This window comes from Lacticaseibacillus hegangensis, assembly GCF_003946465.1.
Taxonomy (GTDB): domain Bacteria; phylum Bacillota; class Bacilli; order Lactobacillales; family Lactobacillaceae; genus Lacticaseibacillus; species Lacticaseibacillus hegangensis.
Window position 1 is genome coordinate 1 of record NZ_RHOL01000047.1, and the last position, 15,104, is coordinate 15,104.

16 protein-coding genes are annotated in these 15,104 nt (G+C 56.5%); 12 read left to right on the top strand and 4 right to left on the bottom strand.

Annotated features, from left to right (window positions below):
• Positions 1–70 precede the first annotated feature (70 nt).
• The 4 genes from EKM86_RS11515 to holA all read left to right on the top strand — a co-directional run bounded on the left by EKM86_RS11515 (position 71) and on the right by holA (position 5,587).
• Positions 71–1,651: a M13-type metalloendopeptidase gene (locus tag EKM86_RS11515; protein ID WP_404820090.1), complete on the top strand. Its 1,581-nt coding sequence runs from the start codon at positions 71–73 to the stop codon at positions 1,649–1,651.
• Positions 1,652–1,734: 83 nt separating this feature from the next.
• Positions 1,735–2,379 carry a helix-hairpin-helix domain-containing protein gene (locus EKM86_RS11520; RefSeq protein ID WP_125758163.1) on the top strand — a complete coding sequence of 215 codons (645 nt, stop codon included), beginning with the start codon at positions 1,735–1,737 and terminating at the stop codon, positions 2,377–2,379.
• Positions 2,376–4,550 (top strand): DNA internalization-related competence protein ComEC/Rec2, encoded by a 2,175-nt coding sequence (locus EKM86_RS11525; RefSeq protein WP_125758165.1) that lies wholly within the window; start codon positions 2,376–2,378, stop codon positions 4,548–4,550. The genes EKM86_RS11520 and EKM86_RS11525 overlap by 4 nt, the downstream gene beginning before the upstream one ends.
• Positions 4,547–5,587, top strand: coding sequence for a DNA polymerase III subunit delta (holA, locus tag EKM86_RS11530; protein WP_125758167.1), 1,041 nt, complete (start codon positions 4,547–4,549; stop codon positions 5,585–5,587). The genes EKM86_RS11525 and holA overlap by 4 nt, the downstream gene beginning before the upstream one ends.
• Before the next feature lie 76 nt (positions 5,588–5,663).
• Here the strand turns inward: holA and EKM86_RS11535 are convergent, their stop codons facing one another.
• Positions 5,664–5,978, bottom strand: coding sequence for a SemiSWEET family transporter (locus EKM86_RS11535; protein ID WP_164506271.1), 315 nt, complete (start codon positions 5,976–5,978; stop codon positions 5,664–5,666).
• Between the two features lie 272 nt (positions 5,979–6,250).
• On the opposite strand from EKM86_RS11535, the gene EKM86_RS11540 reads away from it, so the two are divergent.
• Positions 6,251–6,532 carry a hypothetical protein gene (locus EKM86_RS11540; RefSeq protein WP_125758169.1) on the top strand — a complete coding sequence of 94 codons (282 nt, stop codon included), beginning with the start codon at positions 6,251–6,253 and terminating at the stop codon, positions 6,530–6,532.
• 258 nt (positions 6,533–6,790) lie between these two features.
• Here the strand turns inward: EKM86_RS11540 and rpsT are convergent, their stop codons facing one another.
• A complete protein-coding gene (gene rpsT, locus EKM86_RS11545) occupies positions 6,791–7,045 on the bottom strand; it encodes a 30S ribosomal protein S20 (RefSeq protein WP_125758171.1) in 255 nt (84 codons plus the stop codon).
• A gap of 141 nt (positions 7,046–7,186) precedes the next feature.
• On the opposite strand from rpsT, the gene EKM86_RS11550 reads away from it, so the two are divergent.
• The 4 genes from EKM86_RS11550 to EKM86_RS11565 all read left to right on the top strand — a co-directional run bounded on the left by EKM86_RS11550 (position 7,187) and on the right by EKM86_RS11565 (position 9,180).
• Positions 7,187–7,438, top strand: coding sequence for a hypothetical protein (locus tag EKM86_RS11550; RefSeq protein WP_125758173.1), 252 nt, complete (start codon positions 7,187–7,189; stop codon positions 7,436–7,438).
• A 127-nt stretch (positions 7,439–7,565) separates the two neighbouring features.
• Entirely contained in the window at positions 7,566–7,835 is a 270-nt protein-coding gene (gene rpsO, locus EKM86_RS11555; protein ID WP_125758175.1) for a 30S ribosomal protein S15, read from the top strand.
• A gap of 116 nt (positions 7,836–7,951) precedes the next feature.
• Complete coding sequence (locus EKM86_RS11560) at positions 7,952–8,551, top strand: sugar O-acetyltransferase (protein WP_125758177.1); 600 nt, start codon at positions 7,952–7,954, stop codon at positions 8,549–8,551.
• A complete protein-coding gene (locus tag EKM86_RS11565; protein WP_125758179.1) occupies positions 8,548–9,180 on the top strand; it encodes an HAD family hydrolase in 633 nt (210 codons plus the stop codon). Before EKM86_RS11560 ends, EKM86_RS11565 begins: the two co-directional genes overlap by 4 nt.
• A gap of 178 nt (positions 9,181–9,358) precedes the next feature.
• Here EKM86_RS11565 and EKM86_RS11570 read toward each other — a convergent pair whose 3' ends face one another.
• Entirely contained in the window at positions 9,359–10,294 is a 936-nt protein-coding gene (locus EKM86_RS11570) for a YcjF family protein (RefSeq protein ID WP_125758181.1), read from the bottom strand.
• Between the two features lie 18 nt (positions 10,295–10,312).
• Positions 10,313–10,474 carry a GTPase gene (locus EKM86_RS11575; RefSeq protein ID WP_164506272.1) on the bottom strand — a complete coding sequence of 54 codons (162 nt, stop codon included), beginning with the start codon at positions 10,472–10,474 and terminating at the stop codon, positions 10,313–10,315.
• Between the two features lie 394 nt (positions 10,475–10,868).
• Here EKM86_RS11575 and EKM86_RS11580 point away from each other — a divergent pair, with 394 nt between their 5' ends.
• The 3 genes from EKM86_RS11580 to tuf all read left to right on the top strand — a co-directional run bounded on the left by EKM86_RS11580 (position 10,869) and on the right by tuf (position 14,983).
• Positions 10,869–12,551, top strand: coding sequence for a ribonuclease J (locus tag EKM86_RS11580; protein WP_125758185.1), 1,683 nt, complete (start codon positions 10,869–10,871; stop codon positions 12,549–12,551).
• A 113-nt stretch (positions 12,552–12,664) separates the two neighbouring features.
• Positions 12,665–13,582, top strand: a complete 918-nt coding sequence (locus tag EKM86_RS11585) for a tetratricopeptide repeat protein (protein ID WP_125758187.1) — start codon at positions 12,665–12,667, stop codon at positions 13,580–13,582.
• A 210-nt stretch (positions 13,583–13,792) separates the two neighbouring features.
• Complete coding sequence (tuf, locus tag EKM86_RS11590) at positions 13,793–14,983, top strand: elongation factor Tu (protein ID WP_125758189.1); 1,191 nt, start codon at positions 13,793–13,795, stop codon at positions 14,981–14,983.
• The last annotated feature ends 121 nt before the right edge of the window (positions 14,984–15,104 follow it).

Sequence of the window (15,104 nt, forward strand, 5' to 3'; positions counted from 1 at the left end):
TCGCAACGCTCCAAACGTTGCTTTCAGACCGGCCAGATGCGATTTCATGTCCCAAATACCGAGGTGAATAATCCAGGTTCAAGATGATTATCCAGTACCGTACGACTGGATGGTCATGGCCGATATGCACGACGCGACCACCAACCAGCTGCACCTGGCCGGCTTCAGCACAATTTTGCCGGATGCCGCACAATATGAGAAAGACACGCCAGAGAACCAGGAGAAGTTTGACGCCTGGCGCAAAATGGTTGAAGGTCTGCTCCAGGCAGCGGGCTACAGCGCTGACACGGCGGCGGCATACGTCACCGATGCGCTGGCCTTTGACCAGCGGCTGGGCAAGCTGACGCCGACCAATGAGTTCCTGGCGGTTGACACCAACTGGGACCACCCGACCAGCTGGGCCGACCTGGCGCACGAAACCAGCAACATTGGTCTGACCGATGCCTTGGCCAGTGTGCTGCCTGCGACGCCGGCAACGGTGAATGTCCTGATGCCGGATGTGTTTGCGCAGATGAACACCTTGATTTCAGGAGACAATTACCAGCAATGGCAGCACCGCGCCATCATCAACGAACTGCTCAATGACGCGGACCTGCTCAGCGATGACCTACGCACCCAGGCCGGCGCGTACCAGCGCTTCTTGACCGGTCAAGAGGCAGCCACGGAATGGGTCAAGGCCGCCTTCCAGCTGACGAACGCGTTCTTTGCCGATTCGGTGGGGCTGTACTACGGCCGTAAATATTTTGGTGAAAAGGCGAAGGCCAACATCACGGCTATGGTCAAGGAGCTGATTGCCCAGTATCAGGTCCAGCTCACCCACAACACCTGGCTCAGTGCCGAGACCCGCGAAAAGGCGATCCGCAAGCTGAAGACCATGAAAATCAAGATGGGTTATCCGGACGAAGAACCGAAACTTGCGCTGCAGCTGCATTTTGACGACAGTGATAACCTAGTGGAGGCCGTCGCCAAGCTGACCAGCCAGGTCCAAGCCTTCCGCTTCGGCCAGGTCGGGCAACCGGTCGATCGCAGCGAATGGGCGATGCCGGGTTACCTGGTCAATGCCTGCTACGATCCGTCCAAGAACGACATCACGTTCCCGGCGGGCATTTTGCAGCCGCCATTTTACAGCATCGACTGGTCGCGAGCCGCGAACCTTGGCGGCACCGGGGCGACCATCGGCCACGAGATCTCGCACTCGTTTGACAACAACGGCGCCGAGTACGATGAAAAGGGCTCGATGAACAACTGGTGGCAGCCGGCAGACAAGGCCGCCTTCAGCAAGATCGTCGATGCGGTCGCGGAGCAGTTTGATGGCCGTGATTCTTACGGCGCCAAGATCAACGGCCGCCTGACCGTGTCGGAAAACATTGCCGATAACGCGGGAATGGCGGTTGCGTTGGCCGTGCTGGGCAAGGATGCGTCGCAGGAAGACCTGCAGACGTTCTTCAAGGCCTACACCAAGTCCTGGGCGACCAAAATGCGCCCGGCCATGGCGCAGAACCGCGCCACGACCGATGTGCATGCGCCAGCCCAGCTGCGGGTCAATGTGCCCGTGCTGAACTTCGACGCCTGGTACCGCGCCTTTGACGTGAAGCCGACCGACAAGATGTACCTGGCGCCGGAAAAGCGCATCAATATTTGGGATAAGTAAGCGGCCAGTTTGGCCAGTGCCGTCGCAGTCAGCTGCGGCGGTTTTTTGGTGGCCTTGCGTAATCTAACTGCGAGGTGATCAAAATGGCAACAGTGAAAGAATGGGTGCGGGAGTACTGGTACCTGGGGCTGGTGGCGGCAGCGGTTGGTCTGTTCTTCTGGTGGCAGGGCCGCCAGCCGAACGAGGCGCCGGTAGCCGAGCCGTTGGTAGCGAGTATGAGCAGTGTCAACAGTGTGGCTGGCAGCGCGGCCGCCACCAGCAGTGCGCCGCCGAAAAAAGGCTACGTGCACATCAAAGGGGCGGTGGCCAAGCCTGGGGTGTATCCGGTGGGGCCAACCACGCGCTGGGTCGACGTGGTGGCACTGGCTGGCGGGCTGGTTGCGCAGGCCGATGTGAGCACGGTCAACCTGGCGCAGGTCGCTGTCGACCAGGAGAGCTTGTACATTCCAAAAGTGGGGGAAGAGACCCCGGCGGCCGCCATGCCTGCCACCGGTGGCCCGGCCGCGGCTGGCGCCAGCAGCAGCGCCGGCGCCTTGGTCAATCTGAACACGGCAACAGAAGCTGAGCTGCAGACCTTGTCCGGCATCGGGCCGAAAAAAGCCGCCGACATCATCGCCTACCGCGATCAAAATGGCGGGTTTAAGGCCGTTGAGGATCTGAAAAACGTCAGCGGCATCGGCGACAAGACTTTCGAGCGCCTGGCGCCGCTGGTCACCGTCGGGCCATGAACCGGCGCGGGATTTTTCTGCTTGCGGCCGGGTTGGGCGGCATGCTGCTATTCATGCAGCCCTGGTGGTTCGGCGTCCCGCTGATTTTATGGGCGTTTTTCAAGGCGGGGCGGATCGCCAAACTTGGGCTGCCGCTTGCGCTGGCCATCGGGCTGGCCTGGGGTTTTCGTGCGGCCCAGCTCACGGTGGCGCCGCCCAAGCCCAGCGGCGTGGTCACGGTGATGCCGACCGCGTGGCAGGTGACTGGCGAGCTGGTGCGCTACACCGGCACAGCGGAAAATGGGGTCAAAATCAGCGGCAGTGCGAAGGTGACACCGGAGCAGGCCGCGGCGTTAACACAGATGACCAGTATCGCCACCGTTGCGTGGCACGGCGACGTGACTCGGCTCAGTGGCGCGCGCAATCCCTACGAGTTCGATTACGCCATTTATGCCTGGCGACAGAATCAGTTGGCCTGGCAAAGTGAGCAGCAAACCCTGGATGTGAAGGTGCGACCGGCCCGGGGCATCATCGAGCAGCTGCATGTGCTGCGCGCCAAAGTGCTGCTCCATCTGCGCCAGCTCGCCACGCGTACGCAGGCGTATGCGAAGGGGTTGCTGCTGGGTCAGGTGGACAGTGATTTTGCCGAGCAGCGAGACGCCTTTGTGACCCTGGGTATTTTTCACCTGTTCTCGGTGTCCGGGCTCCACCTGTACGCCTTGATTGGCGCGCTGTACTGGCTGACCGATCGGCTGCGGCTGCCCAAAGAGGCGGTCGATTGGAGCCTGCTGGGGCTGTTGCCGACGCTTTTGGTGCTGATCCCGCCGGCTGCCGGAATCATGCGGGCGGTGTGGCTGCGCATCATCGCCATGTTAAACGACCGGTTCGGCTGGCAGTGGACGCCGCTGGACTGTTTTTCCGCGGCGGTCGCGCTGAACTTGGGGCTGCAGCCGTACGTGTTGCACACCATGGGCGGGCAGTTGACTTATCTGCTGTGCTTCGTGTTGCTGGTGATTCAGACGAGTCGCTGGGGGATGAGCTGGCGGCTGGCGCTGGTGAGCACGCCGGTGGTGCTGTTCCACACGTTTCGAGTGCACCTGCTCGCGTCGGTGTTCAGCTGGCTGCTGATGCCGGTGTTTGAGCTGGCGTTGATGCCGGCGCTGGTCATCGTCAGTTTGTGGCCGCGAATGCCCGGCAGTGCACTGCTCGAAACCATCCTGGTCCGGGCGGAAAAAGGCTTGACCGCGCTGGCTACGCTGCCCGGTGAAATTATTTTCGGGGCGGTGCCGGTGGGTCTGGCAGCACTTGGGGTGGTGTTGGTGCTGGTCGGGCTCGCGTTTGGCCGCTGGCAGTGGCTGGGCGGCTGGGTCATCGTGGCCTGGCTGGTCGTCAATGTGCATCCGCAGTACCGCGTGACCATGTTCGATGTCGGTCAAGGGGATTCACTGCTGATTGAAGCGCCGTTCAAGGAAGGCGCGATTTTGATTGACACCGGTGGGCGCGGCTTTGGTTTTTCCGCCAATCCGCCGGCCAAGCGCGCAATTGTTAACTATTTGCGGGCGCGCGGGATCACCCATCTGGACGCGCTGGTGTTGACGCACGCGGACGCGGATCACGTGGGTGACGCAGCCGTGGTCACCCAATTGATGCCAGTGACGACGCTGGTGACGACGCCGCTGGCCGCGGGTCACCCATACATCGTGGCCGCCAAGCAGGGCAAGGTCGCGCGGCACGTTCAGGTCCTGGCAGGCCAAACGCTGTCGGTTGGGCCGCTGAAGCTGCGCGTGGTAGCGCCCAGGGGCACGACCGCCACGGAGAAAAACGCGGACTCGATCGTGCTCTATGGTAAAATAGGGGACAGCAATTGGCTGTTCACCGGGGATGCCGACCAAGGCGTCGAGACGCGAGAGCTGATGCCGCAAGTCCTCGATGTGGACATGTTAAAGGTGGGCCATCACGGCTCCAAGACGTCCTCTGCGCCAGAATTCATCCAGCAGATCACGCCAAAGCTCGCGCTGATCTCTGCCGGTGTGAATAATCGCTACGGGCATCCGCACCAGGAAACGCTGAGGACGCTGCAAGCGGCCGGCGTGCCGTGGCTGAACACCGCGACAGGCGGCGCCGTGTGGGTCGACGCGAGCACGGCGGCGCACAGTGTGCACCAATTTTTAACGGAAGAAGGCGGCCCATGACCGTTCAGGAACTGATCAGACAGTTGAAAAAAGGCGATCTGCCACCTCTGGTGCTGCTGTTGGGCACCGAGCAGGCGCTAGTCGACCAGGCACTGGCCGCCCTTAAAGCGGTGATCCCAGCTGACCAGCAGACCATGAACTTTGCCACCTACGACATGCGGCAAACCGCGGTCGGGGTGGCGCTGGACGATGCCGCCTCGCCGCCGTTTTTCGGCGACTGGCGCGAAGTGGTGATCTCTGACCCGTACTTTTTGACTGGGGAAAAGCCCAAGTCCGGGCCCGAGCACGATGTGCAGGGGCTGGAGGCCTACTTCAAGCAGCCGGCGCCCTCGACGGTGATGGTGATCGTGGCGCCATACGAGAAGCTGGACGCCCGCAAGAACGTGGTCAAGGCGCTGAACCGTTCCGCCAAGATCGTCAACGTGGCGCCGCTGGATCAGCGCGCCGCCGAGGCCGCGGTGCAGCGCGAGCTTAAGGCCCAGCACCTGCAGATCACGCCGGACGCGCTGAATGCCTTGGTGCAGCGCACGGCCGGTGAGTACACGGCGATGGTGCACGAGCTGCCCAAGCTCAAGCTGTACGCGGCGGAAGGGGCGACCATCGATGTCAAGGCGGTCGATGAGCTGGTGCCCAAGGCGCTGACGGACCGCGTGTTTGACCTGGTCGACGCCGTGGTGCGCAAGAACACCACCCAGGCCCTGAGCCTGTACCGCGACCTCCTGCTGCAAAAAGAGGAACCGATCCACCTGAATGCGCTGCTAGTGATGCAGTTTCGCTTGCTGCTGCAAGTGCAGATCTTGGCCAAGAAAGGGTACGGCCAAGGCGACATTCAGCAGACCCTGAAAGTTCACCCGTTTCGGATTAAAAAGGCGCTGCAGGAGCTCCGCCGCGTGGACGGCAAAACGCTGCGCCGGGCCTTTAGCGGCCTAGTCGACACCGAAACCGCGATGAAAACCGGACGGGTCGATAAAAACCTGGCGTTTGAGTTGTTTGTTTTGCAGTACACCAGTGGCCAGAAAATCGCGTTAAATGAGTAACGAAAAGACGTCGCAGCAATGCGGCGTCTTTTAATGGAGTCAAATTGTTTGTGGTGCCTGCGTCAACCCTTCCGGCCTAGTGCACGTAAACCGTCAGGACCGTGATAAATCCGAACAGGATTCCTGGCACATTGGAAATAATCACCGGCCAGTCGCGGTAAGTCTTGAACCAGCCGTAGCCGACCCACAACGTTGCGTTGATCATGGCCACCAGTGGCTGAATTGGGGACACTGGGTGGCCGGAGAAGTTGGCGATGATTTCGGGAATGTATGAGATGTACATGGAGATGCAGGTGATCGTTGCCACGCGGCTCAGCAGTTTGACGCGCTTGACCCGCTGTGGATCCACTGCGTCTTCTCCTTCTGGGTATTTACCATTATCAACTCGCACAGAATCATCCTTTCTAGAATGGTTAATAGTGTAGCGCTTCTGCGAGGTGGGCGCAATGAATCTGACAATTTTGTTAGGCCTCGCTACTAGCTAGCCGCCGCAGCAGATGTTACATTGATTCAGGGGGTTCAGCATTCATCTCGGTAGGCGTCGGAAGAGTCGTGCCATTTTGACGCGGTCTTTAAATAGGGCCAAAAGGAGAGCCTGATGCGTAAAACGTGGTTGGATCGCACCGTGATTTGGGTGTGGCGCATTCGCGCCTCGTACGATCAATGGACGCGGCAATTGTGATGCGAGTGCTGGCAGGGACAGCGCTGGTGCTGCTGCCGCTGGAGTTGGCGGTTGCGCTGGTGATGATCGCGGTGCGGGTCTCGTGGCTGCCCGACGTCAATTTTCTGGGGCTTGAGGCAGCATGGCTCGTGGTGGATGAGATTTTTGAGCTCGATGGCCTGCACCAGCGCCCGCAAAAAGCCCTGACCGACCGCCAGATTTGGTGGCGCGGGGTCGCCTTGCTCCCGTTATATGGCCTGTTCATCGCAGTCTTTGGCGTATAGCAATGCGTTGGTCTTCGGCTTGTTTCGCGCCGGACGGCTGAACGGAGACGACTGGCCTTACATGGTTGCGGTCGTCATCGGCGGGTTAGCCGGGTGGTTAGACCGGGTGAGGACGGCGGCGAAAGCGGCGAGGTAGTAGACGAAAAAGCCGCAAGGTCCAGACTTGCGGCATGTCATTGGGCTGCGGTGGGCGGCGCGGGGGTGGTTAGTCGCACCCCGCAGTATACAAAAAAAGCCTGCGCGCGGCAGGCAATCATGTTACTTCTTAAGCAGGGCGTGAAGACGACTCTTGTCGCGGCCAGCCTTGTTCTTGTGGATCAGGTGCTTGGTGGCAGCCATATCCAAGGCGCGTGCTGCGTCCTTGTACAGGTCCTGCGCGTTGTCAGCGCCGGCAGCTGCGGCTTCGCGGAACTTCTTAACGGTCGTGCGCATATCGTTCTTTTGACCGATATTCAGTTGACGAGAAGCTTCTTGGGTCTTGACCCGCTTGATTGCTTGTTTGATTTGTGGCATGAATTTCACCTCCGGGCTGAGTTTTGTAGTGCGTCACTTTTGTTTCAACAGATAGCATTATACCGAAGGCCCAGCCTCATTGCAATAAAAAGTTGTAAAGGGAAAATGCTTGATAGCTGAGGACAGAAAGGCTGGTTCTTAATGACGAAACATCATCCGTCGCTGGATTCACCGGTCACGGAAAAACAGTTATTACGGTCAGCATGCGTCAACGCGATTTGGTTTGTCGGCGCAGGCGCCTTTTTCGTGACTGCGATTCCGGAGTTCAAGAGCCGCTCGTCGGTCGTTTACGGCTTGGCATACCTGGTGATTGTGGGGCTCGCTCTGTATAATGGGTACACGGGGCTGCGGGACGCGATCCACGCGTTTCTGCGCAACCAGACACCGCGGTAAGCCGCAGTTGCAATGTGCGCGTCAATAGCGTAAAGTAATACCCGTTCCAAGAACCTGACACTTAGCCCAGCGGCTCACCGCGCTTCGCTCAGTCTCAGGCAATTTATAAGAAGGGTGGAAATATTCCATGGCTGTAACGAAAGAACAAAAAGAAGAAATCATCAAGAAGTACGGACGTAAAGAGGGCGACACTGGTTCACCAGAGGTCCAGATCGCGCTTTTGACCGCCGACATCAACAACTTGACGAACCACATGTCCATTCACAAGAAGGACTATCACTCATACGTTGGTGAAATGAAGAAGATCGGCCAACGCCGTAACTTGCTTCGCTACCTGCGCAACAAGGACATCACACGTTACCGCGACTTGATCCAAAGCCTCGGCCTGCGTCGTTAATATCGACTATTCAACCACTCTGCTGCCGCAGGGTGGTTTTTATTTAGGTAAATTGGCTTGTTTGGACGCCGGCGCTGTTGAATAATGACAGTGAACAGACGATCAGGGAGGCAATCATGAAATCAAATTTAGAAAAATTACAGGCTGGGGAACTGTTTGACGCGCATGACCCAGAGCTGAAGGGCTTCAAGCAGACCGCTAGTCAATTTTTGGCGCAATACAACAACTTGGCCTACGATCAGGCGGGTCAGCGGCGGACGCTGCTTGAGCAGTATTTGGGCAGTGTTGGCGAGTACACCACCGTGGGGACGCCTTTTCTGTGTGACTATGCACGCAACATTCACCTGGGCAACAAAGTGTCGATCAACATGGGGTGCTCGTTGATGGACTCCGCCAGCATCACCATCGATGACGAAACCATGATTGCCCCGAATGTTCAAATTTATACCGGGACGCATCCGGTGGGTCAGACCGACCGACTGAATCCGGCCTGGGAAGCGGACCATTCCCAGCACTTTGTCCTGACCCGGGCTCTGCCAGTGCACATCAAGCGCGGCTGCTGGTTAGGTGGCGGCGTGATCGTGCTGCCCGGCGTGACGATCGGTGAAGGCTGCGTCATCGGGGCGGGCAGTATTGTCACCAAGGATGTGCCTGACCACACTGTGGCGGTGGGTAACCCGTGCCGCGTGATACGGACCCTGGAGGCGGATAAATGAGGCGCATGATCAGCTTTGACCTTGATGGCACGCTGGCCGACACTTTTCCGGTGATTCTGCCAGCGTTTCGCCAGACCGTCCAGCACTTTACCGGCCGCACGATCCACGATCAAGAGATTCTCGCCACGTTTGGCAAAAACGAGCAGGGGATGCTTCAGGAATTGCTGCCAGAGGTGCCGCTCGCAACCGCCTCGGCCGTGTTTTATCAAGCGTATCAAAGGGCTCATGAAAATTTACAGCAGCCTTTTCCCGGCGTCCGCTCACTGCTGGATGACCTGAGGGCCCATGGTGTCGGCCTGACACTGATCACCGGGAAGGGGCAGCGGTCGTGCGACATCTCGTTGACCATGCTTGGCCTGACCGGCTACTTTGAGCCGATTCTGGTCGGCTCACCGGCGCACGACGTCAAAACAGCGAACCTGAAGCGGCTGCTGGCGGCGCAAAATTTAGCGCCATCAGAGCTGGCCTACGTCGGGGATGCAGTCACCGACATTCAGGCGGCGCAAGCAGCGGGGATTCATTGCTACTCGGCTGCGTGGGCGCCCAGTGCCCAACCGGCACAGCTCGGAGCGATGCATGCCGATATGTACGCAACGGTTTCAGCGTTACAAGATGCTCTTCTTGGTTAGTTTTGGTGCTCAAAGTCTTGCTGTTGCTGGCGTACCATTTAACTTGTTGATCTCGTTGACCAATAGATTTTATTGTCTGTCTGCCTGTGAAGTGTTCCTTTAACCAAAAAGCCAACGGAATGGGTGCAAGTTTTCCGTTGGCTCTTTATTGATTTCTTTCGAATAGTTGGCTGTAAGATCAAGGCTTAATTTTTTGGTCTGTAGCGTTTTTGATTAGGGATGTTAACATATCTGTTAATTCACTAGAGGACAGTGAGCTTAGATCCACTTTTCCAGTGACAACAAGTGCCATTAATTGCATATATGCGTGGCCAAGCGCGGCTGTTAGCGCGCCTCCGACGCTACCGGAAATTAATCCACCGACTAGCGTACCAATCCCGACGTAGGCTTTGAATACGGAAGTAACGGCAGTTTTACCGGCAGAAACGGCTGCAAGAACGCCTAAAGCGCCGGCAATAGCAGTTTCAATTTGATTTGATTTAGGATCTACCCCATAGATTGCGGTGATTTTTGATAGCATCGTGCTTTGTGCTGCCATCATGATTGGTGCGTCGGCTACCGGGATTGGCACGAACCCGGTCCCAAAAGTCGTTGCGACCGTTGCATTAACAACAGCAGATGCTTTCTTGTGTTTTAATTCAAGAGATGCTTTCTGAGCACTTGCAAATGATTGCTGCAGTGAGTCTGGTAATAACTCGGCTGTTAGTTCAACTAACTCTTGAACCCCATAGGCCGGTTGTGTTGTTGTGCCTTCAGCTAAGACATTAACCGTTTTAAGGGCAGGTATCTTTTCCACTGCACGGAAGCCTAACTCATCGGCGTCTTTCGGTGAATATGCTTTGGTCAGAACCAAAATCACAGGAATGTTTAGGTCAACGAACTGGTTGATGTATTTAAGCTCTTGGCCTTCAATTCGAGAGCCACTGGCATTGACGCAGTACCAAAGGCAATGAATATCATCTTCAATAGTGGTGGTTTTTTGCTTGCTCTTGATTAACTTTTTGATGCTAGAAACTGATCGCCACTGGGCTAAGGCATTCATCTCAAACCCGACAGTGTCATAGATACGAACAGGGAAGTCCTGGGCTTCAATCAGTCTTATCTTTTCAGTCACAGGTGCACCTACGCCAGTTTAGGCTAATTCTTGCCCGAAGGCTGCATTGATAAGGGTAGACTTTCCGACGCCGGTCTTACCGGCAATTACGATGTTGATTTTCTTAAGCTTTTTGAACTCATCTTTGACTTGGCTGAGGGTATCGTTGATGATATTTTTGTAATCTTCTTGCTTATCCATTCTGTTTTCCACCTTTTTTGTCATCTATTCTAAGCCCATGTTTTTATCGCGAATTTTAATATGTATGTTTTGAGTATACACCAGCCAGAAAGACTTTAGAGAACGCTTTCTTGCTGAGCGTGACCGGCCGTTATCATAAGTGTTCAGTCTTTAAATGCAGATGCCCTTAATCTGCTAAAAAAGTGGTATGTACAATGTAGGTCCGGCTATTTAGCAATATAATCAGCAAGAAGGAAAACAATCTGATAACTTTTCGCGCCGACAATAGGGAGGTCGTCACCATATCTCAGCCGCGATAGGCTTTCCTGGGCTGCTGTGGTACACTGGAACAAGGAATAATTCGTTGTCACCTTAGGGTGGCGGAAAAACCTAATACAATCTACGAGGTGTACCTATGAGTAAAATCAAAGTGGTCGCCCTCGGTGGTGTGCGTGAGAACGGCAAAAACATGTACGCGATCGAAGTGGACGATCAAATTTTCGTTGTCGACTTTGGCCTGAAATATCCGGACAACGAGCTGCTGGGGATCGATGTTGTGATCCCCGATCTGACCTATCTGGAAGAGAATGCAGACAAAATTGCCGGCATCTTCCTGACTCACGGCCACGCCGATGCCATCGGCGCCTTGCCGTACTTCATCGGCGAGCATCCGGTGCCGGTCTTCGGCTCCGCACTGACGGTGGCGCTGGCCAAGCTGACCCTGACGGCCAACCCGAAAGCCAAGAAGTTCAAGGATTTCCACGTGATCACCGAAAAGTCGGTCATCGACTTCGGCAAGGTCAAGGTGTCCTTCTTCCCGACGACCCACAGCATTCCGGGCAGTCTGGGCGTTGTGGTTCAGACCCCGAACGGCTCGATCGTTTACACCGGCGACTTCAAGTTCGACCAAGGCGCACCCAAGATGTACCGCACCGACTTGTCGCGCCTGGCCAAAATCGGCGACCACAACGTGCTGGCGCTGATGTCCGACTCCAACAACGCGGAGTCCCCGTACCCGCACGCCAGTGAGAACGAAATCTACGATCACATTGAGGAAACCTTCCATTATCAAGACGGGCGGATCATTGTGGCCGGCGTGGCCAACAACATCCAGCGCATCCAGCAGGTGCTGAACGCCGCTGCTCAGACGAACCGCCGCGTCGTCTTGACCGGCCGCGAAGTCGAGCGCGTAGTCAAAACCGCGATGCGCCTGAACGCGCTGGTGCTGCCAAACGACGACATTTTGGCTTCCACTAAGGAACTGAAGGACCTCAAGCCTGAGGAGACGGTTGTTCTGGAAACCGGCCGCATGGGCGAGCCGTTGAAGTCCCTGCAGCGCATGGCCAACAACAAGCACCGCCTGGTTCACATTCACGAAGGCGACCTGGTCTACATCACGACTACGGTCAGCCATTCCATGGAAACCATGGCGGCCAAGACCCGCGACATGATCTACCGCGCTGGCGGCGAGGTCAAGGCCATTTCCGATGACCTGCACGCCTCCGGTCACGCGAACAAGGACGACCTGCAGCTGATGATCAACCTGCTGCGGCCGAAGTTCGTGATTCCGGTCGAAGGCGAGTTCCGCCAGCTTGAGGCTCACCGCGAAATTGCGGCGGACGCCGGTATTCCGGCTGATCACATCCTGATGCCAAACGTCGGGGACATCATCTCCTACGACAAGGGCAAGCTGCACATCTCCGGCCACGTGGACGCCGGCAACACCATGATCGATGGCATTGGCGTCGGCGACATCGGCAACATCGTCCTGCGCGACCGCAAGATGCTGGCCGAGGACGGGATCTTCATCGCAGTGGTCACCATCGACCGCAAGAAGAAGAAGATCGTGTCCAAGCCGAAGATCCAAAGCAAAGGCTTCGTCTACGTCAAGACCTCCAAGGACCTGCTCAACGAGTCAAGCGGCGTCGTCGAGAAGTCGGTGCAAAAGCAGTTGGACAACAAGTCCTTCGACTGGAGCACGCTGAAGCAGTCCGTGCGCGACGACCTGTCCCGCTTCCTGTTTGATCACACCAAACGGCGTCCGGTGATCCTGCCGGTCATCATGGAAGTCAACCAAAACAGCGCCAAGCGCCAGTAATTTTTCACGAAAAGTCGTACCCCAGCCGGTGCGGCTTTTTTCGTGGGCTGATTCTGTCCAGGCGGCGTGAGGACTGTTATTATGAGATAAGAAGCGAAAAGGAGAGAGCATACATGGCCAAAATTGTCCCGTTGCCCAACAACGCCAGTCGCCACCTGACTCTGGGTGTTTCGGCGCTGCAAAAGAAGAATTACGCTAGCGCGGTGGCCCACCTGGAAAAAGCCTACAAGGAGACCCCGGTGTTCGAGGTTGCCCGGCCGCTGGTCAAGTCCTATGTCGGGCTGAAGCAGCCCAGCCTGGCGCTGCCGTACGTCAGCCAGTACATGGAGGATTTTCTCAGCGGCGACAGCACGACCAACGTGCTGTTTGACGTGCTGCTGGCGCTGCCGGATTACCGCTTCGCCTGGGCCGTTTTGCACCATGTTGACGGACGAAAGCAACCGGACCTGACCAAGCGCGTCGCGGACGCGGAGCAGGCGGACATGGCTGTGCACGGGGATGAAATCGACCAGCTGGCCAAAAAGCTGCGCCACCTCGGCGGGTTTGATGCCCACACGCAGGAGACCATGATTTCAGACCTTGGCCGGCTGCCGAAAGCCAGCATGATCGCCGCGGCCATGCCGAACCTGACCGACCCGGACGTCCACCCGGCAATTCGCGTCAGCCTGCTGGACGCGCTGACGGCGGTGGGAGCCGATGAGCCGGTCAAGGTGCTGGGCTACCAAACTGAAGGCGCAGTCGTGCCGAGCAAGCTGCCGGGCGTCATGAATGACAAGACGCTGCTGGCCGTGCTCAACCAGGTGCAGCTCCAGATTGGGCTGACCGACCCCGAGCTGATGCGCGCGACGGTCGAGACGTTGCGGTTCGAGCTCGGCTACCTGTATCCGTTCATTGACCAGGCCGTGACGGATCCCAAGCATTTTGCCGCGAGTTACCTCAATAAAGAAGGCGCGGGTGTGACCGCTGAGGAAACCGCCTTGTTCAACTGGCTGGGCGAGCAGACCCTTAAGCTGAGTGAAATGGCCAAGTAAGCAGCACGCAGTTTTCACGTGTAAAGGGTGAAAACTTGACGGCCAGCTGTTTACAAACCCGTGGGTTCTGGTATAATCAACTTCGGAATTCATTTCCAGTCGAAATATCTTTTTGGTATTTCGGCGTGAATGTAGTACTATAGAACGTAAAGGATTACGGGCTTTTGCGCCTGTGTCTTTACGAAAAAAATACAGGAGGTTCGTTTTTTCATGGCTGAAAAAGAACACTATGAACGCACAAAGCCCCACGTTAACATTGGTACCATCGGGCACGTTGACCACGGTAAGACCACTCTGACCGCGGCAATCACCAAGGTCCTGGCTGCTAAAGGCCTGGCCAAGGAACAGGACTACGCATCAATCGATGCTGCGCCTGAGGAAAAGGAACGTGGCATCACGATCAACACCGCCCACGTTGAATACGAAACGGAAAAGCGCCACTACGCACATATCGATGCGCCTGGGCATGCTGACTACGTTAAGAACATGATCACTGGTGCCGCTCAGATGGATGGTGCGATCTTGGTCGTTGCCGCTACTGATGGCCCAATGCCACAGACTCGTGAACACATTCTGCTGGCTCGTCAGGTCGGTGTTGACTACATCGTTGTCTTCCTCAACAAGACAGACCTTGTTGACGACGACGAACTGATCGACTTGGTCGAGATGGAAGTTCGCGAACTGCTGTCCGAATACGATTTCCCTGGTGACGATATTCCTGTCATCCGCGGCTCAGCTCTCAAGGCTCTGCAGGGCGATCCAGAACAGGAAAAGGTTATCCAGGAACTCATGGACACCGTTGACGAATACATCCCAACGCCAGTTCGTGACACCGACAAGCCTTTCTTGATGCCTGTTGAAGACGTCTTCACCATCACTGGTCGTGGTACTGTTGCTTCCGGTCGTATCGACCGTGGGACGGTTAAGATCGGTGACGAAGTCGAAATCGTTGGTCTGCACGACGATGTTCTGAAGTCAGTTGTTACTGGCCTTGAAATGTTCCGTAAGACATTGGATCTTGGCGAAGCCGGCGACAACGTTGGTGTTCTGCTTCGTGGGATCAACCGCGATCAGGTTGAGCGTGGCCAAGTTTTGGCTAAGCCAGGTTCGATCCAGACCCACAAGAAGTTCAAGGCTGAAGTTTATGTCCTGACAAAAGAAGAAGGTGGCCGTCACACGCCATTCTTCTCCAACTACCGTCCTCAGTTCTACTTCCACACCACTGATGTTACTGGTGTGATCGAACTGCCTGATGGCGTTGAAATGGTTATGCCTGGCGACAACGTTACCTTCGAAGTCGACATGATCGCGCCTGTTGCCCTTGAAAAGGGTACCAAGTTCACCGTTCGTGAAGGTGGCCGTACTGTTGGTGCCGGGGTCGTTTCTGAGATCCTCGACTAATCATCAGCACTATGAAACAGCATTCCGTGTATGCGGGGTGCTGTTTTTCTACGCCTAGTCAAGAGAAATGTTGATGTTCCGGTATTTGTTTTGCCCGGAATTGTTGGTGCGAGACCTCACA

Bases quoted from the DNA above. Each gene is read 5' to 3' on its own strand.
- EKM86_RS11520 (WP_125758163.1), top strand. From the start codon at position 1,735: ATGGCAACAGTGAAAGAATGGGTGCGGGAGTACTGGTACCTGGGGCTG.
- EKM86_RS11525 (WP_125758165.1), top strand. From the start codon at position 2,376: ATGAACCGGCGCGGGATTTTTCTGCTTGCGGCCGGGTTGGGCGGCATG.
- holA (WP_125758167.1), top strand. From the start codon at position 4,547: ATGACCGTTCAGGAACTGATCAGACAGTTGAAAAAAGGCGATCTGCCA.
- EKM86_RS11540 (WP_125758169.1), top strand. From the start codon at position 6,251: ATGGACGCGGCAATTGTGATGCGAGTGCTGGCAGGGACAGCGCTGGTG.
- rpsT (WP_125758171.1), bottom strand. From the start codon at position 7,045: ATGCCACAAATCAAACAAGCAATCAAGCGGGTCAAGACCCAAGAAGCT.
- EKM86_RS11550 (WP_125758173.1), top strand. From the start codon at position 7,187: ATGACGAAACATCATCCGTCGCTGGATTCACCGGTCACGGAAAAACAG.
- rpsO (WP_125758175.1), top strand. From the start codon at position 7,566: ATGGCTGTAACGAAAGAACAAAAAGAAGAAATCATCAAGAAGTACGGA.
- EKM86_RS11560 (WP_125758177.1), top strand. From the start codon at position 7,952: ATGAAATCAAATTTAGAAAAATTACAGGCTGGGGAACTGTTTGACGCG.
- EKM86_RS11565 (WP_125758179.1), top strand. From the start codon at position 8,548: ATGAGGCGCATGATCAGCTTTGACCTTGATGGCACGCTGGCCGACACT.
- EKM86_RS11575 (WP_164506272.1), bottom strand. From the start codon at position 10,474: ATGGATAAGCAAGAAGATTACAAAAATATCATCAACGATACCCTCAGC.
- EKM86_RS11580 (WP_125758185.1), top strand. From the start codon at position 10,869: ATGAGTAAAATCAAAGTGGTCGCCCTCGGTGGTGTGCGTGAGAACGGC.
- EKM86_RS11585 (WP_125758187.1), top strand. From the start codon at position 12,665: ATGGCCAAAATTGTCCCGTTGCCCAACAACGCCAGTCGCCACCTGACT.
- tuf (WP_125758189.1), top strand. From the start codon at position 13,793: ATGGCTGAAAAAGAACACTATGAACGCACAAAGCCCCACGTTAACATT.